Consider the following 19,505-nt stretch of genomic DNA (forward strand, 5'->3'; position numbering starts at 1 on the left):
CAGCCACGGCGGCGCCGCGGCCGTCTCACGCGCACACGGCCCCCGCCTTCGGCACCGTCCCCTCCAGCAGATAACCGTTCACCGCCGACTGGACGCACCGGTTCTTGCTGTCGTACGCCCCGTGTCCCTGCCCCTTGTACGTCAGCTCGACCCCGACCCCCTTGCCGAGCGCCTCGACCATCTTCTTCGCACCCTCGTAGGGCGTGGCCGGATCCCCGGTGTTGCCCACGACCAGGATCGGCGCCGACCCGGGCGCGCTCACGTCGGGGTGGTCGGCGGCGCCCGGCACCGCCCAGTCGGTGCAGCTGATCATGCCCCAGGCGAGGTAGTCGCCGAACAGCGGGGAGGCGGCCCGGAACTCGGGCAGCTTCTGCTGGACGTAGTCGGCGGTGTACCGGGGCTTCTCGTCGGCGCAGTTGATGGCGATGTTCGCCGCCGTGATGTTGCTGTACTCGCCGTTCTCGCTCCGGCCGTTCATCGAGTCGGACAGCAGCATCAGGACCTTCCCGTCACCGTCGTAGGCCTCCTCCAGCCCCTCGGTGAGGTACTCCCAGAAGTCCTTCGAGTACAGGGACTGGGCGATGCCGTTGGTGGCGGCGGTCTGGGTCAGCATGCGGGGGAGGATGCCGGGGATCGGTTTGCGGTCGAGGTCGGTGAGGAGTCTGGCGATACGGTTCTTCACGTCCTGCGGGGTGTCGCCGATCGGGCACGGCGTCTTCTTCGAGGTGCAGTCCTCGGCGAAGTTGTCGAGCGCGAGCTGGAAGCCCTTGGCCTGCCCGAGCGAGCTCTGTTCCGGGTTCTGGGTGGGGTCGACGACGGCGTCCAGAACGGCGCGGCCGACGTGCTTCGGGAACAGGTGGGCGTAGACGCCGCCGAGTTCCGTGCCGTACGAGATGCCGAAGTAGTGCAGCTGCCTGTCGCCCAGGACCTGGCGCATGAGGTCCATGTCGCGGGCGGCGTCGGTGGTGCGCACGTGCGGCAGGACGGCTTTGGAGTTCTTCTCGCAGGCGGCGTTGAACTGCTGGGTCCGCTTGATCAGTTGGGTGCGTTCGGCGCTGGTGTCGGGCGTCGCGTCCTGCTGGAAGTAGTCGTCGAGCTGGGCGTCGTTCTCGCACTCGACGGGGTCGCTGCGGCCGACTCCGCGCGGGTCGAAGCTGACGAGGTCGTAGCGGGTGCGCAGGGCCGCGTAGTCCTCGCCGAACGCCGGCAGGGTGGTCACACCGCTGCCGCCCGGCCCGCCGAAGTTGAAGATCAGGGAGCCGATCCGGCTGCTCGGGTTGCCGCTGGCCCTGGCCCGGATCAGCGCGAGCCCGATGGTGCCGCCCTTCGGCTTCGACCAGTCCAGCGGCGCCTTCATGGTGGCGCACTGCCAGGTGGCGCCGCCCGGCAGCGGAGACGGCGCGCCGCCGCCGCCCTCGGCCTCGTCGGGGGCCGGGCACGCCTTCCAGTCCAGCTTCTGTGCCGTCAGGTCCCCGTCCCCGGATCCGCCGCCGCTGCACCCGGTCGGCACGAAGGCCAGCACCAGGGCGGTGGTCAGGGCGGCGAGACGGATCCGGCTGGGCTTCGGCATACCTCCATCCTGGGGTCGCACTCGACCACGCGCGCGGGGCGCGAGCCGTACGAGGTACGACGCGCGCGGTGCTAGCCGTACCAGGCGGGCCCCTAGAGCGCGCCCTTGCGGGTGAGGTGGTTGAAGGCCAGCCAGCCCGGCAGGACCGGCAGCCACAGCGTCAGCAACCGGTACAGCAGGACGGCGGGGGCCGCGACCTCCTTGGGGAGGCCGACGGCGATCAGGCCGACGGTCAGCGTCGCCTCGACCGCGCCGACGCCGCCCGGGGTGGGTGCCGCGGAACCGAGCGCGTTCCCGGCGAGGAAGACGACGGCGACGCTGGCGATGCTCAGTGAGGTCGACTGGTCGCCGAACGCCCGGATGGAGGCGTCCAGGCACATCACGAAGCAGGCGGTCAGCAACAGCATGCCGCCGATGCCGGTGACGAGCTTCTGCGGCCGCTGGAGCACGTCCAGCATGCGCGGCACGACGCCCGCGAAGAGCGACCGCACGCGCGTGACGACGAATTTCCGCATGAAGGGCACCGAGGTCACCACGAGGACCAGGACCGCGACCGTCAGCAGGCCCGCGATGACCGTGCGGGACGGTGACAGGGAGGGGGTCTTCTCGGTGCCGGTCAGATAGCCGAAGGACAGCAGCATCAGGATGTGGCAGCCGAGTCCGAACAGCTGGGAGGCGCCCACGCTCGCCACCGCGCCCCCGGGGCGCACGCCGGCCCGCTGCAGGAAGCGGGTGTTGAGGGCGACACCGCCGACGGCGGCGGGGGCCACGATCTTCACGAAGGAACCGGCGACCTGCGCCGCCACGGCCCGTACGAACGGCACCCGCTCGGGCACGAACCCGAGCAGGGCCATGGCGGCGGCGACGTAGCTGAGCGCGGAGAACGCCACCGCGGCGATCACCCAGCCCCACTGGGCCTGCGCGAACAGCGTGTTGAACTCGATGTGGGTGAGCTGCGTGAGCAGGTAGTACGCGCCGATCGCACCGGCCATGAAGCTGATCAGGGTGCGCGGCCGCACCCGCTCCAGGCGGGCGGGTTCGACCGGTGCCTGCGGCCTGATCAGCAGCACCTGGTGCCGGATCTGGGTGAGCAGGTCCTCCTCGCGGGCCTCCTCCAGCGCGTCGTCCAGCGCCCGCTTCTCGGCCCGCTGCTCGGCGCGGACCGTCTTCTTGTCGGGCTTCTCGGCCTCGTCCGCGCGGGCCTGCTTGGCCTGCCGGGACGCCTCCAGGACCGCGTCGCGCTCCCGCTGGGCGCGCTCCCTGGCCAGTCGGCGCAGCGTCGCGCGCGTGGAGCGGGTGAGCGCGATGGGCTGGAGCATCGGCAGACAGTCGGCCACGGCGTCGGGCCCGAGGACGCCGACCGCCGAGGCCACCGCCCGTTCGGCGCCGACCCGCAGGCCGAGTGTGGTGACCAGCTGGGCGACGTCCATGCGCAGCAACAGTTCACCGGCCGCGATCTCGCCGCCGCGCAGGTCGGTGAGGATCACCCTGCCGGAACGATCCACCAGGATGGCGTCACCCGCGAGCCTGCGGTGCGCGATCCGGCGCGACTGCAGGGCCTGCACCTGATGCCAGGTGTTGCGCAGCAGTTCGTCGGTGATCTCCTCGTCGGCCAGCGAGTCGAGGCTACGACCACCGGTGTGCTCGTAGACCAGCATCACGGCGTCGGGGCCGAGTTCCGAGGTGGCGATCAGCTTCGGGGCGTTGGCACCGGCCGCGATCGCCGCGTACGCCAGCAGCGCCTCCTGCTCCAGGGCCTGGCGCAGCGACTGAAGGCTGGAGCGGGTGGCGAAGCCGCGCAGCGTGAGGTTGCGCCACGCGCGGTAGAAGAAGCCCTGGGCCTGCTGTTCCCGGTCGACGACGGTGACGTCCAGCGGCGGGCCGTCCTCCAGGGTGACGAAGTAGCGCCTGCCCCGGTCGCCGTTCTCGGACTCCAGGACCTCCTCGCGGGCCGCGCCGACCGGGTGGAATCCGACGTGCCGCAGGCCCGCCAGCAGGGTCCGTCCGGTGGGGCGGACGTTGGGCGAGCCGACCGCGTACAGCGTGCCGTAGGCGACGGTCCAGCCGATCAGCACCGTGAGGATGATCGAGAACGGTGTGGTGTAGCCGGTGACCAGCATGGAGAACGCGTCGAGCAGCAGCACGATCCACAGGACCGAGCGCCATCTCGGCCGCCGGGACATGCCGACGGCCGTCATGTAGGCGATGACGGGCGCGAGGTAGCCGTGCACCGGGTCGGTCAGCGCGTGGAGGTCACCGGGGGAGGGCTGGGTGAGCGCCTCCTGGATCGAGCCTGGAGCGGCCCTGGCGACCCACAGGTCCGTGGCGAGTGTCACTCCGTGGGCGAGGACCGCCGCGAGCACGCCGTCGGCGATCCGCAGCCCGTCCCGCTTGATCAGCCGCTCGATCGCGAACGCGACCGGCACCAGGAGGATCGCGATGCTGGAGGCCAGCCCCGCGAACCTGATCAGCAGGTCCGGCGCCTGGCCGGTGCCCTTGTTGATGTCCTGTTCGAGCCCGGAGGTGGTGCCGTGCGCGAAGGCGGCGATGCCGAGCAGCACGACGACGGCCAGCACCCCGACCATGAGACGCATGAGGTCGGAAGGGCGGTGCACGCGCGCGGGGAGCAGCGGTTCGTCGCCCTCCACCTCGTCGGCGTGTGTCTCGTCGGGCACGTGTTCCGCCTCGCCGGCGTCGGTGTCGGCGACCGTCTCCGGGCGCGCGGGGGCGGGTTCCCCGGAGTCCGGGCGCGCGCCGGCGTCAGGGGTGCCCGCCGCGCCGTCGGGGTGCACGCCCTGCTGCTTGGTCGTCTCTTCTTGATCTCGTATCACCAGTCACCGCCCGCACGATGGTGGCATGCCCCACCGACACACGACGGCATCAGGGTGCAGATGCGGGGGCGCACAGTCTGCCGCAGGCGCCGCCGCGGGGCGAGGCGGAGCCCGACCGCGGACCGCGCCGGTTGTCGGTGGGGTGCGGCAGGATGGGGCGAATGAGCGAGCAGAGCCATCCCGAGGCCACCCGAGAGGGGTACGCGGACGAGCTGCCCGAGTACGCCGAGCGGGTCCTGGAGGTCGCCGAGCGGATCCCGCCCGGGCACGTGATGACGTACGGCGACGTCGCGGAGTGGCTGGAGGAGGGAGGCCCGCGTCAGGTGGGGCGGGTGATGTCCCTCTACGGCAGCGCCGTCCCGTGGTGGCGCGTGGTGCGCTCCGACGGGGTCCTGCTGCCCGGGCACGAGCTGAGCGCACTGGACCACTACCGCGCTGAGGGCACTCCGCTGAGGGCGGCGAGCAGGGCCGCGGAGGGCCATCTGCCGCGGCTGGACATGAGGCGGGCGCGGTGGGACGGCGGCGTGGACACAGGGGCTCACACCTGACAGCTTCCGCCATCCGGGGTCCCCGTGGGGAGCCCGTGGCCCGTACGAGGGACATCGGGGACGTCCGTGGCATGACGTACGTTCGTGGGGTGCGAGGTGCGTGTGCCGCGGGCGACGCCCGGGGCGGACGGGGCTGCCGGGAAGAATCGGAAGCCCTGCTTCCGTCCGGTGCGCCGGCGTAGCGTCGGCTGCGCGTGTCCCGCTCACCCCGCGCCCACCACCGCGCCCGCGCGACCACGAGCCAACCAGCACACCCACCAGGACCGGCGAACCACGTGAGCTCCTCTTCCTCCACCAGGCGCCTGCCGCACCCCCAGGTGCGCCAGGGGAGCCGTGGCGCTTACCGACTGGTCCGTACCCCGCCGGCCGACGTGCACCCCCCTCATCTGGACGCCGCACAGCGCGCCGTGGTTGACCATGAATCCGGCCCATTGCTCGTCCTCGCCGGCCCCGGTACCGGAAAGACCACCACCCTGGTGGAGTCCGTCGCCGCGCGGATCGCCCGCGGCGCGGATCCCGAGCGGATCCTGGTCCTGACGTTCAGCCGCAAGGCCGCCGTCGAACTGCGCGACCGCATGGCCCTGCGGGTGGGCGCGGCCCGTGCGCCCCGGGCGACCACCTTCCACTCGTACTGCTACGCCCTGGTCCGCGCCCACCAGGACAGCGGCCTGTTCGTGAACCCGCTGCGGCTGCTGTCCGGCCCCGAACAGGACGTCACCGTCCGCGAGCTGCTGGCCGGCGAGGCCGAGCTGGAGCGGCTCGGCCTCGACCCCGTGCGCTGGCCGGACGAACTGCGCGCCTGCCTGACCACCCGGGGCTTCGCCGACGAGGTCCGCGCGGTCCTCGCCCGCAGCCGCGAACTGGGACTGGATCCGGCCGCCCTGGACGCCTTCGCCCGCCGCATCGGCCGCCCCGACTGGCGGGCCGCGGCCGCCTTCCTCGCCGAGTACCTCGACGTCCTCGACCTCCAGGGCGTCCTCGACTACGCGGAACTCGTCCACCGGGCGGTGCTGCTCGCCCACCGCCCGGAGGTGGCCCTGGACCTCGCCGGCCGCTACGACGCCGTGTACGTCGACGAGTACCAGGACACCGATCCGGCCCAGGTGCGCCTGCTGCGGGCTCTGGCCGGCGGCGGACGCACCCTCGTCGCGTTCGGCGACCCGGACCAGTCGATCTACACGTTCCGGGGCGCCGACGTGAACGGCATCCTGGAGTTTCCGCACACCTTCACGCGCGTGGACGGCCGCCCCGCGCCGACGGAGGTGCTGCGGACGTCCCGCAGGGCCGGCGCCGGCCTGCTGGCCGCCACCCGGCTGCTCACCCGGCGGATGCCGCTCACCCGGCTGCCCGCCGACAAGGTGCGCGCCCACCGCGAACTCGCCCCCGCGCGCGACGGCGGCCACGTCGAGGTCTACACGTACCCGACACCCGGTACCGAACTGGACAACATCGCCGACATCCTCCGGCGCGCGCACCTGGAGGACGGCGTCCGCTGGAGCGACATGGCCGTCCTGGTGCGCGCCGGGTCCAGCACCCTCCCGACGGTCCGCCGTGCCCTCACCGCGGCGGGCGTCCCCCTGGACATCGACGGTGACGACGTTCCGCTGCGCCACGAACCGGCGGTGGCGCCCCTGCTGACGGCGCTGCGGGCGGTGGCTGAGGCGGAGGCGGCACACCTCGGGGCGAGCGTGGCTGCGAACTCGGTCGCGGACTCCCTCGCGGGACCGGCCGCGGACACGGTCGCGACCCCGGACGCGGGCTCCGGCGCGGGACCGGCCGCGGACACGGACGCGGGCTCCGGCGCGGGCGAGGGCGCGGGCGACGGCGCCGAGGAAGCCCCCTGCTGGCTCGGCACCGAGACCGCGCTCACCCTGCTCACGTCGCCCCTCGCCGGCATGGACGCGGCAGACCTGCGCCGCCTCGGCCGGGCCCTGCGCGACGAGGAACGGGCGTCCGGCAACGCGCTCCCGCCGCCGTCGGACGAACTGCTCGCGCGGGCCCTCGCCGAGCCCGAGCGCCTGGCCGTCCACGACCCCGGGTACGCGCGCGGTGCGCAGCGGCTCGGCGGGCTGCTCAGGAAGGCCCGCGAGCGTCTCGCGGGCGGCGGTACGGCCGAGGAGGCGCTGTGGGACCTGTGGAACGGCACCCCCTGGCCCTCGCGCCTGGAGCGCGCCGCCCGGCGCGGCGGCGCGGCCGGCCGCAACGCCGACCGTGACCTGGACGCCGTGTGCGCGCTGTTCGCCACCGCCGCCCGCGCGGAGGAGCGCAGCGGCGGCCGGGGCGCGCTGAACTTCCTGGCGGAGATCGAGGCCGAGGACATCGCCGCCGACACCCTGGCCGGCCGCGCGGTACGGCCCGACGCCGTTCGCCTGATGACCGCGCACCGCGCCAAGGGACTGGAATGGCGGCTGGTCGTCGTGGCCGGCGTGCAGGAGGGGCTCTGGCCCGACCTGCGCCGCCGCGGCTCCCTCCTGGAAGCCGACCGCATCGGCCGCGACGGACTCGCCGAACCCCTCACCCCGGGCGCGCTGCTCGCCGAGGAACGCCGGCTGTTCTACGTCGCCGCCACGCGCGCGCGTGAGCGTCTGGTCGTCACCGCCGTGAAAGCCCCCGCGGACGACGGCGACCAGCCCTCCCGTTTCCTCACCGAGCTGGGCGTCGAACCCCAGGACGTCACCGGGCGGCCGCGCCGCCCGCTCGCCGTGGCCGCCCTGGTCGCCGAACTGCGCGCGACCACGGTCGACCCGCGCGCGTCCGACGCCCTGCGCGAGGCGGCCGCCCACCGCCTGGCCAGGCTGGCCGCGCTCGCCGACGAGGACGGCCGCCCTCTGGTGCCGGCCGCGCACCCCTACCGCTGGTGGGGCATGTTCGAGCCGACCGAGAGCAAGGTGCCGCTGCGCGACCGTGACCAGCCCGTGGTCCTCTCCGGGAGCGCCCTCGACCAGCTCGCCAACACTTGCAGCCTGCAATGGTTCCTGGGCCGCGAGGTGAAGGCCGACGCACCCGCCACCACCGCCCAGGGCTTCGGCAACGTCGTGCACGTCCTCGCCGACGAGGTCGCCTCCGGCCGTACCCCCGCCGACCTGGCCGTCCTCATGGAGCGCCTGGAATCGGTGTGGAACGCGCTCGCCTTCGACGCGCCCTGGAAGTCCGCCCAGGAGAAGGACAACGCGCGCGTGGCGCTCGAACGCTTCCTGAAGTGGCACGTCCTGGACCGCGCCGGACGCACCCCGGTCGCCAGTGAGCAGGACTTCGACGTCACCCTGGGCGCGGGCGACTACGAGGTGCGCATCCGCGGCCAGATGGACCGCGTCGAGACGGACGGCGAGGGCCGCGCGTACGTCGTCGACTTCAAGACGGGCAAGCAGGCGCCCAGCTCGGCCGAGGTGGCCCGGCACCCCCAGCTCGCCGTCTACCAGCTCGCGGTCCGCGAGGGAGCCGTCGACGAGGCCTTCGACGGCGTACGGCCCGAACCGGGCGGTGCCGAACTGGTCCACCTCCGGCAGGGTGCCGCCCGGCGCGACGGCGGTGAGACGTTGCCCAAGGTGCAGGCCCAGGACCCGCTGGAGGGGGAGTGGGTCGGCGAACTGCTGGCCACCGCGGCCGGGAAGGTCCTCGACGAGCGGTTCACCCCGACCACCGGCCAGCACTGCACCCACTGCGCCTTCCGGGCCTCGTGCAGCGCCCGGCCGGAGGGGCGGCACGTGGTGGAGTGAGCGCTCCGTCCCGTTTGTCAGTGGCCGCCGCTAGCCTCTTTCCTTGTGCCCGCACGTATCAGCGACCCCGAGCAGCTCAAAGAGCTCCTCGGCATCCCCTTCACCCCGGAGCAGACGGCCTGCATCACCGCGCCGCCCGCCCCGCAGGTGATCGTCGCGGGAGCCGGGTCGGGCAAGACGACGGTGATGGCGGCCCGCGTCGTCTGGCTGGTCGGCACCGGCCAGGTCGCCCCCGAACAGGTCCTCGGCCTCACCTTCACCAACAAGGCGGCCGGTGAACTCGCCGAACGCGTCCGTAAGGCGCTCGTCCGGGCCGGGGTCACGGACCCCGACGTCATCGACCCGGACAACCCGCCCGGCGAGCCGGTCATCTCGACGTACCACGCCTTCGCGGGCCGCCTGCTGACCGACCACGGTCTGCGCATCGGCCTCGAACCCACCTCGCGGCTGCTCGCCGACGCCACCCGCCACCAGCTCGCCGCGCGGGTACTGCGCGAGGCCCCTGGCCCCTACCCGGCCCTCACCCGCTCCTTCGCCGACCTGGTCAGCGACCTGCTCACCCTCGACTCCGAACTCTCCGAACACCTCGTGGGCCCCGAGGCACTGCGCACCTGGGACGCCGGACTGCTGCACACCCTGACCGGTGTCAAACTCGGCAACGCCGACCTGCGCAAGGTGCCCGAGGCGGCCGCCGCACGCCGTGAACTGGCCGGCCTCGTCCTGCGGTACCGGGCCGCCAAGCGCGAGCGTGACCTGCTCGACTTCGGCGACCAGATCGCGCTGTCCGCCTCGCTCGCCCGGATGCCCGAGGTGGGCCGGCTGCTGCGCGACGAGTTCCGGGTCGTCCTCCTCGACGAGTACCAGGACACCTCGGTCGCCCAGCGCGTCCTTCTGGCCGGGCTGTTCGGCGGCGGCACCGGCCACCCCGTGACCGCGGTCGGCGACCCCTGCCAGGCCATCTACGGCTGGCGCGGCGCCTCCGTCGCCAACCTGGACGACTTCCCCGAGCATTTCGCGCACGCCGACGGCCGCCCCGCCACCCGCCAGGCGCTCAGCGAGAACCGTCGCAGCGGCGGCCGTCTCCTGGACCTCGCCAACGGCCTGGCCGAACCCCTGCGCGCCCTGCACGCGGGCGTGGAGGCCCTGCGCCCGGCCCCCGGCGCCGAACGCGACGGTTCGGTCCGCTGCGCCCTGCTGCGCACCCACGCCGAGGAGATGGACTGGATCGCCGACTCGGTCGCGCATCTCGTCCGCACGGGCACCGCGCCCGGCGAGATCGCGGTGCTGTGCCGTACGGCGACCGACTTCGCCCAGATCCAGGGCGCCCTCGTGGCCCGCGACGTCCCCGTCGAGGTGGTCGGCCTCTCCGGACTGCTGCACCTGCCCGAGGTGGCCGACCTCGTCGCCGTCTGCGAAGTGCTCCAGGACCCCGGGGCCAACGCCTCCCTGGTCCGGCTGCTGACCGGCCCCCGCTGGCGCATCGGCCCCCGCGACCTCGCCCTCCTCGGCCGCCGCGCCCGGCTGCTGGTGGCGCACGCGCGCGTGGGCGACGCGGACGACCCGGACCGCCGCCTCGCCGAGGCGGTCGAAGGCGTCGACCCCGCCGAGGTGATATCACTCGCGGACGCCCTGGACACCTTCCTGGAGCTGCCGATCGACACCGGGCCGACGGGGCAGGAGGACGACGGGCTGCCGTTCTCGCCGGACGCGCGCGTGCGCTTCGCCCGGCTCGCCGCGGAGCTGCGCGAGCTGCGCCGGGCCCTGTCCGATCCGCTGATGGACGTCCTGCACCGCGTCCTGGCGGTCACCGGCCTCGAGGTCGAGCTGTCTGCGTCCCCGCACGCGCTGGCCGCCCGCCGCCGCGAGACCCTGTCCAACTTCCTGGACGTCGCCGCCTCCTTCGCGGCCGGCGACCAGGAGGCGAGCCTGCTCGCCTTCCTGGGCTTCCTGCGCACCGCCGCCCAGTACGAGAAGGGCCTGGACAACGCCCTGCCCGGCGGTGAGAACACCGTCAAGGTGCTCACCGCGCACAAGTCCAAGGGCCTGGAGTGGGACGTCGTCGCCGTCCCCGGACTGGTGCAGGGCACCTTCCCGAGCAGCCAGGGCCGGGAGAAGTGGACCGCTCAGGCCAAGGTGCTCCCGCACGCCCTGCGCGGCGACCGCGACACCCTGCCCGACGTGGAGAGCTGGGACTCGCGGGGCATGAAGGCCTTCCACGAGGCCATGAAGGACCACCAGCACACCGAGGAACTCCGCCTCGGCTACGTCACCTTCACTCGCCCCCGCTCCCTGCTCCTCGGCTCCGGCCACTGGTGGGGCCCCAGCCAGAAGAGACCGCGCGGCCCCTCCGACTTCCTCCAGGCTCTGTACGACCACTGCGCTGCCGGGTACGGCGAGATCGAGGCCTGGGCGGACGAGCCTGAGGAGGACGAGGAGAACCCGGCGCTGCACACGCAGAGCGCCGACCAGGTGTGGCCGCTGCCCCTGGACGAGGGTGCCCTGGCCCGCCGTCGCGCGGCCGCCGAGACCGTGCTCGCCCACCTGGACACCCTCGCGACGGCCGGATCCGACGGCGGCCGGCCCGCCGACCACGATCCCACCACCCACGAGGACCCCGACTGGCCCCCACCGCCCGAGGACGACGAGCCGGATCCCTACCAGGACGGGCTCTACCAGGGCGGACCCTACGAGGACGGACCCTACGAGGACGGGCCGGACCCCTACGAGGACGGGCCGGACCCCTACGACGACGGGCAGGGCCCCTACGAGGACTTCCCGGACGGCGACTTCCCCGACCCCGAGCGGACCTCCGCCGACTGGGACTCCCTCAGCACCGGCCGCCCCACGGTCCCCCACCAGGCCACCTCCGCCGAGCACCCACCCCGGCGCGCCGCCGAGCCCGGCCGGGCCCCCCTCACTCGCCTCACCCCCGAGGAGGCCCGAGCCGTCGCCTCCTGGGACCGTGACCTCGACGCGCTCGCCGGTGAGCTGCTGCGCGCCCGCCGGAGCGTCACCGACGTGCCACTGCCGGCCGCGCTCTCCGCCACCCAGCTGATGCGGCTCGCCGAGGACCCGGACGGGCTCGCGCAGGAACTCGCGCGCCCCATGCCACGCCCTCCGCAACCGGCCGCACGCCGGGGCACCCGGTTCCACGCTTGGGTCGAGGCGCGTTTCGAAGAGCTCACGCTGCCCATGCTGGAGCCCGACGAGCTGCCCGGCGGCGACGCCGAGATCGCCGACGAACGCGACCTCGAAGCCCTCAAGGAGGCCTTCGAGCGCACCGAGTACGCCCACCGCACGCCCTACCGGGTGGAAGCCCCCTTCCAGCTCGCCCTCGCGGGCCGGGTCGTACGGGGCCGGATCGACGCCGTCTACCGGACCGGCAGCGGCGACCAGGTGTCGTACGAGATCGTGGACTGGAAGACGAGCCGCACCCGGCCCGCCGACCCGCTGCAGCTGGCGATCTACCGGATCGGCTGGGCGGAGCAGCAGGGTGTGCCGCCCGAGTCGGTGACGGCCGCGTTCGTGCACGTGCGCACCGGCGAGGTCGAACGGCCGCAGGGGCTGCCGGACCGCGCCGCCCTTGAAAAGCTGATCGTCGGACAAGCTGAGTGTGACGAACCGCCCGCCGAGGATGTCCGTCCGGGCCGATAGGCTCGTGACCATGAGCCAGACCCCGGACAGCGCTGTCCGTACGTACATCGAGCAGCACCGCGCCGCCTTCCTCGACGACCTCGCCGAATGGCTGCGCATCCCCTCCGTGTCGGCCCAGCCCGACCACGGCCCCGATGTGCGCCGCAGTGCCGACTGGCTCGCCGCCAAACTGACCGAGACCGGCTTCCCGACCGCCGAGGTATGGCGGACACCGGGCGCCCCGGCCGTCTTCGCCGAGTGGCCCGCGGGCAACCCCGAAGCGCCCACCGTCCTCGTCTACGGCCACCACGACGTACAGCCCGCGGCCCGCGAGGACGGCTGGGACAGCGAGCCCTTCGAACCGGTCGTCCGGGAGAACCGCCTCTACGCGCGCGGGGCGGCCGACGACAAGGGCCAGGTGTTCTTCCACACACTCGGCGTCCGCGCCCACCTCGCCGCCACCGGCCGCACCGCCCCCGCGGTCAACCTCAAACTGCTGATCGAGGGCGAGGAGGAATCCGGCTCCCCGCACTTCCGCGCCCTCGTCGAGGAGCACGCCGAGCGGCTCGCGGCCGACGCCGTGATCGTCTCCGACACCGGCATGTGGTCCGAGGACACCCCCACGGTGTGCACCGGCATGCGCGGCCTCGTCGAGTGCCAGATCGTCCTGCACGGCCCCGACCAGGACATCCACTCCGGAGCCTTCGGCGGCGCCGTGCCCAACCCGGCCACCGTCGCCGCCCGCCTGGTCGCCGCCCTGCACGACGAGCACGCGCGCGTGGCGATCCCCGGCTTCTACGACGGCGTCGTGGAGCTGAGCGACCGCGAGCGGCAGTTGTGGGCCGAGCTCCCCTTCGACGAGGAGAGCTGGCTGCGCGAGGCGCATTCGTACGCCACCGAGGGCGAGGCCGGTTACACCACCCTGGAGCGCGTCTGGGCCCGCCCCACCGCCGAGGTCAACGGCATCGGCGGCGGCTACCAGGGTGCCGGGAGCAAGACGATCGTGCCGTCCTCCGCCCTGCTGAAGCTGTCGTTCCGGCTGGTCGCGGGACAGGACCCGGACCACATCGAGAAGATCGTCCGCGCCTGGGCCGAGGAGCGGATTCCCGCCGGTGTCCGGGCCGAGACCACCTTCCTGCCGGCCACCCGCCCCTGTCTGACCCCCCTCGACCACCCCGGTCTCCAGTCGCTGGCCCGAGCCATGGAAAGGGCCTTCGAGGGGCCGGTCCGGTTCACCCGTTCGGGTGGCTCGGGGCCGGCGGCGGACCTCCAGGACGTCCTCGGCGCACCCGTTCTCTTCCTGGGCATCTCCGTCCCCTCCGACGGCTGGCACGCCCCGAACGAGAAGGTCGAGCTGGACCTCCTCCTCAAGGGGGTCGAGACCAGCGCCTACCTCTGGGACGACCTCGCGGAGAACTGGCGCCGTGCCCCCTGAGCCGTCGGCGCCGTCCGGAGCGGCGCCGCGCGCGGGGCACACTGGGAGGACCGCCCCGCCCGGCCCCGCCCGGCCCGGTTCCCTCCCGCCCTTCGTACCGCTGAACCACCCGCTGAGACATCCGTTGCACTGGGGGAGTTGGAAGCACCCGTGACCACCTGGACCGACCACACCGCTGACCGACCCATCTCGCTCACCGCCCCGAGCGGCATCGACCGCGCCGCCCACCACCGGCTCGACGAGGCCTGGCTCGCGGCGGCGTGGAGCCACCCCGACACCCGCTGCTTCGTGGTCTCCGGCGGTCAGGTCCTCATCGACGAGACGCCCGACGGCCGCACCGAACTCGTCATGACCCCCTCCTTCGAAGCACCCCTCACCGAGGCGCACCGGTACTTCCTGGGCACGGACGAGGACGGCGTCAGCTACTTCGCCCTGCAGAAGGACGCGCTGCCCGGCCGCATCGACCAGTCCGCGCGACCCGCAGGACTGCGCGAGGCCGGGCTGCTGCTCTCGCCGCGTGACACGGGCCTGATGGTGCACGCGGTCGGCCTGGAGAACTGGCAGCGCACCCACCGCTTCTGCTCCCGCTGCGGCGAGCGCACGGCCATCGCCGCCGCCGGCCACATCCGCCGCTGCCCCGCCTGCGGCGCCGAGCACTACCCGCGCACCGACCCCGCCGTGATCATGGCCGTCACCGACGAGGACGACCGCCTCCTGCTCGGCCGCCAGGTCCACTGGCCCGAGGGCCGCTTCTCCACGCTCGCCGGTTTCGTCGAGCCCGGTGAGTCCATCGAGCAGGCCGTGCGCCGCGAGGTCTCCGAGGAGGTCGGGGTCACCGTCGGCCCGGTCGAGTACGTCGCCAGCCAGCCCTGGCCGTTCCCGTCCAGCCTCATGCTCGGCTTCATGGCCCGCGCCACCTCCACGGAGATCGACGTGGACGGTGACGAGATCCACGAGGCCCGCTGGTTCTCCCGCGACGAACTGGGCGCCGCCTTCGATTCCGGCGAGGTCCTGCCGCCGTACGGCATCTCCATCGCGGCCCGCCTGATCGAGATGTGGTACGGCAAGCCGCTGCCGACGAGGAGCTTCGTCTGACCAGGCGGACACGATGACGACCGGCACCTACTGGAACCACAACGTCCACTACCACCCCGTGGTGCTGGACGCGGTACCGGCCGGCTGCCGCACCGCTCTGGACGTCGGCTGCGGCGACGGTCTGCTGGCCGCCGGGCTGGCGAGCAGGGTGGAGTCGGTGACCGGCGTGGACCGGTCGCCGGAGATGATCCGGCTGGCCGGCAAGCGGGAGGCCCGGAACGTCACCTTCCTGGAGGGCGACTACCGGGACGGCTCCCTCCTCGACGAGTGCGCCTACGACTTCGTCAGCGCGGTCGCCGTCGTCCACCACGTCCCCTTCGACGACGCGATCGACCGGCTGGTGCGGCTGCTCGCCCCCGGCGGCCGGCTGGTCGTCGTGGGACTGGCGCACGACCGCACCCTCCTGGACCGGGTGGTCAGCGCCTGCGCGGTCCCCGTGAACCTGCTGGCCGCGCGTCGGCACGGCGGCGAGCGGAGCCCGGCCGGCATGCCCGCGGCAGATCCGATCATGAACTGGCGGGAGGTCCGGCGGTCCACCGCCCACCTGCTGCCGGGCCGCCGATACCGGCGCCGGCTGCTGTGGCGCTACACCCTGACGTGGGACAAACCGGCCTGAACATGCGAAGGCGGCCCCTGACCGGGTCAGGGGCCGCCTCGTCGGAGGGGCTACGCGCCGATCTTCTGCTTCACCTGGGCCAGCGAAGGGTTCGTCAGCGTCGAACCGTCGCCGAAGAGGACGGTCGGCACCGTCTGGTTTCCGCCATTCGCCTTCTCCACGAACGCGGCCGACTCCGGGTCCTGCTCGATGTTGATCTCGGTGTACGCGATGCCCTCGCGGTCCATCTGGCTCTTCAGCCGACGGCAGTAACCGCACCACGTGGTGCTGTACATCGTCACAGTGCCCTGCATCTCGCTCGCGCTCCTTCTGGCAGCTGGGGAAGGTCGTCCAGAGAAGGAACGTATGCGACCCACCCGCCATTCCCACACGCGTCCCCGCCCCCGTCCCCGCAGCACCGGCCCGACACGGCGCCCGCCGCATTGGTACGACCGCGGGTGGCTGCCTGTGGACAACCGGCACGACCGTCTCGGGCGACCTGGCAGCATGGCTGTGTGACAGCAGCAACGCACTCCTCCCTCTTCCCGCCGGTACCGGACTCTGCCGACGCGGTGCTCGAAGGGCTCGACCCCGAGCAGCGCGAGGTGGCGACCGCCCTGCACGGTCCGGTGTGCGTGCTGGCCGGAGCCGGCACCGGCAAGACGCGGGCGATCACCCACCGGATCGCCTACGGGGTGCGGGCCGGCATCCTCCAGCCGTCCAGCGTGCTCGCCGTCACCTTCACCAACCGCGCCGCCGGGGAGATGCGCGGCCGGCTGCGCCAGCTCGGCGCGCAGGGCGTGCAGGCCCGCACCTTCCACTCGGCCGCGCTGCGTCAGCTCCAGTTCTTCTGGCCGAAAGCGATCGGTGGCTCGCTGCCCCGGCTCGTCGACCGCAAGGCGCAGCTCGTCGCCGACGCGGCCGCCGCCTGCCGCATCCGCCTCGACCGGGGCGAGCTGCGGGACGTGACCGCCGAGATCGAGTGGTCCAAGGTCACCCAGACCGTCCCCGCCGACTACCCGCTCGCCGCACTGAAGGCCGGCCGGGAGACCCCGCGCGACCCGGCCGAGATCGCCCAGCTCTACTCCGTCTACGAGGACCTCAAGCGCGACCGCGCGGTCATCGACTTCGAGGACGTGCTGCTGCTGACGGTCGGCATCCTGCAGGACCGGCACGACATCGCCGAGCAGGTGCGCGCCCAGTACCAGCACTTCGTCGTCGACGAGTACCAGGACGTCAGCCCGCTCCAGCAGCGCCTGCTGGAGCTGTGGCTGGGCGAACGCGACAGCCTCTGCGTCGTCGGCGACGCCAGCCAGACCATCTACTCGTTCACAGGAGCAACCCCCGACCATCTGCTCGACTTCCGCACCCGTCACCCCGGGGCCACCGTCGTCAAGCTGGTCCGGGACTACCGCTCCACCCCTCAGGTCGTCCACCTCGCCAACGGTCTGCTGGCCCAGGCCAGCGGCCGGGCCGCCGACCACCGGCTGGAGCTGGTCTCCCAGCGCCCCGCGGGACCCGAGCCCGTCTACACCGAGTACGCCGACGAACCCGCGGAGGCGGAGGGCGCCGCCCGCCGCATCAGGGAGCTCATGGACGCCGGCGTCCCGGCCGCCGAGATCGCCGTCCTGTTCCGGACGAACTCCCAGTCCGAGATCTACGAGCAGGCCCTCGCCGATGCCGGGGTGTCCTACCAGCTGCGCGGTGCCGAGCGGTTCTTCGACCGGCCCGAGGTCCGCAAGGCGGGCGTCGCCCTGCGTGCAGCGGCCCGTTTCGGCGGCAACGACGCGCTGCTCGACGCCGCCGTGGACCTGCCCTCCCAGGTGCGGGCGGTCCTCTCCGGCGAGGGCTGGACCACCGAGCCCCCGGCCGGCTCCGGCGCCGTCAGGGAACGCTGGGAGTCGCTGGCCGCCCTGGTCAACCTCGCCCACGACGTCGCCGCCGCCCGGCCGGCCGTCACCCTCGCCGACTTCGTCGCCGAACTCGACGAGCGTGCGGGCGCCCAGCACGCCCCGACCGTCCAGGGCGTCACGCTCGCCTCCCTGCACTCGGCGAAGGGCCTGGAGTGGGACGCCGTCTTCCTGGTCGGTGTCGCCGAGGGCATGATGCCGATCACCTATGCGAAGACCGACGAGCAGATCGAGGAGGAACGCCGTCTCCTCTACGTCGGCGTGACCCGAGCCAGGGAACGGCTCCATGTCTCCTGGTCCCTCTCCCGCAGCCCTGGCGGGAGACCCAACCGCAGGCCGAGCCGCTTCCTTGACGGCCTGCGTCCGGGCTCCACCGCCACCGTCGGCCGCGGCACGGGCACCGGCGGCGGGGGAGTCGAACGCGGCTTCGGCGGCGGCCCCGTCGCCGCGCCCCGGCGTACCCGGCGCACCCCGGCCCGCTGCCGGGTCTGCGGACGCACGCTGACCGACGCGGGCGAGATGAAGCTGATGCGCTGCGACGACTGCCCGTCCGACATGGACGAGGGCCTCTACGAACGGCTCCGTGACTGGCGCGCCGACCAGGCGCGGCTCAGCGGCCAGCCCGCCTTCTGCGTCTTCACCGACCGGACGCTGATGGCCATCGCGGAGAGCGCTCCAGAGGACGATCGCGAACTGGCTCGCATCCCGGGCGTCGGCACGCGTAAGCTCCACCGTTACGGTCCCGATGTTCTGGCCATCTGCGCAGGTCGGCAGCCTGACGGAGCGGATGCCGACGACTGACCGGAACTCGTCGAAAAAATAGTTTGCGCATGCGCCAGCAATCCCCATAGGTTCTAAGCACGGAAGCGGCGGCCTTCTCGAAGGCCCGGTTCCGTGTTGTACTTGCATATCCGAGTGGGCTGGTTCATCCCAGTCCCCTAGACGCCGAGAGGAGGCGAGTTCAGTGATCAGCATCAAGACCAACATCAGCGCGGCCAAAATGACCGATCTCTCGGCCGTCTCCGTGTGCATGCTCGGCGTCTCGAACCTGGGCACCGGTCTGTCCGGCATCTCCGCCGTGCGTCCGGCGTCCTCCGTTGTCTCTCTCGCGGGTCTTCCCGTCCGTGAGGGCAACGAGCGACCGACCGAGGCACTGGAAGCAGTAGTGGCACGGGCCAAGGCCTATGCCTTTACGGCAGCCGGTGCCGATGACCGGAAGCAGACGACGCAGCACCACCTGATGTGGGCCTTCCGTGGGCCAGAACCCTGGAGTGATCCAGCCTGATCGATCAGGCCGGCGCCTTCAGGGCCGCGGAACCCCATCCGGGATCCGCGGCCCTTCTGTTTTCCCCGAACGGGGAGAGCGGAGCGAAGGGGCCTCGGGGCAAGAGCAGAACCCGGTACCAGCCGCCAACCGGTCCACCGACCGGAACGACCAGACGAGGAAGAACATCCGTGCAACTCGAAGCGCACGCCCCGTCCGTACCGCCTTCCGAAACGATCCCCCCGCCCGGCCTCACGGAGGACTCCACCTTGATCCCGCTCACTGCGCTCACCGCGCTCGACGACGCCATCGAGAACCTCGGCGTGCCCGTCCCCTGCCGCTCCTACGACCCGGAGGTCTTCTTCGCCGAGTCGCCGGCGGACGTCGAGTACGCCAAGTCCCTCTGCCGCACCTGCCCGCTGATCGAGGCCTGCCTCGCCGGTGCCAAGGAGCGGCGTGAGCCCTGGGGCGTCTGGGGTGGCGAGCTGTTCGTCCAGGGTGTCGTCGTCGCCCGCAAGCGGCCGCGTGGCCGCCCGCGCAAGAACCCGGTCACGGCATGAACATCCTCGGAACGATCGACCGTCCCCTCACGCACGACCCCAAGAAGCAGGCCCCGATGAAGCCGTCCACCAGCGAGCCCGCAGGCTCCGCGACCCCAGACTTCACCACTGCCGGTGCTGCCACCGGCTCGCGTCAGAACAGGACCCGAGAGATGCAACTCATCCCAGAAGCCTTGGCTCGCGCGCATATGCGCGAGCGACTGCAGGAGGCCGAGCGGGAACGCCAGGCCGTGCGCCTGGCGACCGCTCGCCGGATGCAGCGCAGGGCGGAGCGCGCCTCGCGGCGTGCCCGGCGTGCGCTCGCCATCGCCGTGATGCAGTGATCCCGAACACCTGAAGCGGTGGCTC

At 72.8% G+C, this 19,505-nt stretch carries 13 protein-coding genes; 10 read left to right on the forward strand and 3 right to left on the reverse strand.

The window, feature by feature from the left end; genetic code table 11:
- Positions 1-25: 25 nt before the first annotated feature.
- Positions 26-1,570 (reverse strand): alpha/beta hydrolase, encoded by a 1,545-nt coding sequence (locus AB0958_RS01525; protein ID WP_366888248.1) that lies wholly within the window; start codon positions 1,568-1,570, stop codon positions 26-28.
- 92 nt (positions 1,571-1,662) lie between these two features.
- Positions 1,663-4,401, reverse strand: a complete 2,739-nt coding sequence (locus tag AB0958_RS01530) for a lysylphosphatidylglycerol synthase domain-containing protein (RefSeq protein ID WP_366888249.1) — start codon at positions 4,399-4,401, stop codon at positions 1,663-1,665.
- Positions 4,402-4,562: 161 nt separating this feature from the next.
- Here AB0958_RS01530 and AB0958_RS01535 point away from each other — a divergent pair, with 161 nt between their 5' ends.
- The 6 genes from AB0958_RS01535 to AB0958_RS01560 all read left to right on the forward strand — a co-directional run bounded on the left by AB0958_RS01535 (position 4,563) and on the right by AB0958_RS01560 (position 15,444).
- Positions 4,563-4,949, forward strand: a complete 387-nt coding sequence (locus AB0958_RS01535; protein ID WP_366888250.1) for an MGMT family protein — start codon at positions 4,563-4,565, stop codon at positions 4,947-4,949.
- Positions 4,950-5,224: 275 nt separating this feature from the next.
- Positions 5,225-8,665: an ATP-dependent DNA helicase gene (locus AB0958_RS01540; RefSeq protein ID WP_366888251.1), complete on the forward strand. Its 3,441-nt coding sequence runs from the start codon at positions 5,225-5,227 to the stop codon at positions 8,663-8,665.
- 45 nt (positions 8,666-8,710) lie between these two features.
- Positions 8,711-12,319: a UvrD-helicase domain-containing protein gene (locus AB0958_RS01545; RefSeq protein ID WP_366888252.1), complete on the forward strand. Its 3,609-nt coding sequence runs from the start codon at positions 8,711-8,713 to the stop codon at positions 12,317-12,319.
- Positions 12,320-12,329: 10 nt separating this feature from the next.
- Positions 12,330-13,733, forward strand: coding sequence for a dipeptidase (locus tag AB0958_RS01550; RefSeq protein ID WP_366888253.1), 1,404 nt, complete (start codon positions 12,330-12,332; stop codon positions 13,731-13,733).
- Positions 13,734-13,883: 150 nt separating this feature from the next.
- A complete protein-coding gene (gene nudC / locus AB0958_RS01555) occupies positions 13,884-14,828 on the forward strand; it encodes an NAD(+) diphosphatase (protein ID WP_366888254.1) in 945 nt (314 codons plus the stop codon).
- A 13-nt stretch (positions 14,829-14,841) separates the two neighbouring features.
- A complete protein-coding gene (locus AB0958_RS01560) occupies positions 14,842-15,444 on the forward strand; it encodes a class I SAM-dependent methyltransferase (RefSeq protein WP_366888255.1) in 603 nt (200 codons plus the stop codon).
- A 50-nt stretch (positions 15,445-15,494) separates the two neighbouring features.
- On the opposite strand, the gene AB0958_RS01565 is transcribed toward AB0958_RS01560, so the two are convergent.
- Positions 15,495-15,737, reverse strand: a complete 243-nt coding sequence (locus AB0958_RS01565; RefSeq protein WP_046730473.1) for a mycoredoxin — start codon at positions 15,735-15,737, stop codon at positions 15,495-15,497.
- Between the two features lie 201 nt (positions 15,738-15,938).
- Between AB0958_RS01565 and AB0958_RS01570 the strand changes: the two genes are divergently transcribed.
- The 4 genes from AB0958_RS01570 (at position 15,939) to AB0958_RS01585 (ending at position 19,480) form a co-directional block, all read left to right on the forward strand.
- Positions 15,939-18,134 carry an ATP-dependent DNA helicase UvrD2 gene (locus tag AB0958_RS01570; protein ID WP_366888256.1) on the forward strand — a complete coding sequence of 732 codons (2,196 nt, stop codon included), beginning with the start codon at positions 15,939-15,941 and terminating at the stop codon, positions 18,132-18,134.
- 163 nt (positions 18,135-18,297) lie between these two features.
- Positions 18,298-18,618 carry a hypothetical protein gene (locus AB0958_RS01575; RefSeq protein WP_366888257.1) on the forward strand — a complete coding sequence of 107 codons (321 nt, stop codon included), beginning with the start codon at positions 18,298-18,300 and terminating at the stop codon, positions 18,616-18,618.
- A 170-nt stretch (positions 18,619-18,788) separates the two neighbouring features.
- Positions 18,789-19,157, forward strand: a complete 369-nt coding sequence (locus tag AB0958_RS01580; RefSeq protein ID WP_010984500.1) for a WhiB family transcriptional regulator — start codon at positions 18,789-18,791, stop codon at positions 19,155-19,157.
- Positions 19,154-19,480, forward strand: a complete 327-nt coding sequence (locus AB0958_RS01585) for a hypothetical protein (RefSeq protein ID WP_132888743.1) — start codon at positions 19,154-19,156, stop codon at positions 19,478-19,480. The genes AB0958_RS01580 and AB0958_RS01585 overlap by 4 nt, the downstream gene beginning before the upstream one ends.
- Positions 19,481-19,505 lie beyond the last annotated feature (25 nt).

Origin of the sequence: Streptomyces sp. NPDC006655 (assembly GCF_040703965.1) — a bacterium.
Lineage (GTDB): Bacteria > Actinomycetota > Actinomycetes > Streptomycetales > Streptomycetaceae > Streptomyces.

What these genes read in the sequence shown, in the direction of transcription:
- AB0958_RS01525 (WP_366888248.1), bottom strand. Translation starts at nt 1,570, where the DNA reads ATGCCGAAGCCCAGCCGGATCCGTCTCGCCGCCCTGACCACCGCCCTG.
- AB0958_RS01535 (WP_366888250.1), top strand. Translation starts at nt 4,563, where the DNA reads ATGAGCGAGCAGAGCCATCCCGAGGCCACCCGAGAGGGGTACGCGGAC.
- AB0958_RS01550 (WP_366888253.1), top strand. Translation starts at nt 12,330, where the DNA reads ATGAGCCAGACCCCGGACAGCGCTGTCCGTACGTACATCGAGCAGCAC.
- AB0958_RS01560 (WP_366888255.1), top strand. Translation starts at nt 14,842, where the DNA reads ATGACGACCGGCACCTACTGGAACCACAACGTCCACTACCACCCCGTG.
- AB0958_RS01565 (WP_046730473.1), bottom strand. Translation starts at nt 15,737, where the DNA reads ATGCAGGGCACTGTGACGATGTACAGCACCACGTGGTGCGGTTACTGC.
- AB0958_RS01585 (WP_132888743.1), top strand. Translation starts at nt 19,154, where the DNA reads ATGAACATCCTCGGAACGATCGACCGTCCCCTCACGCACGACCCCAAG.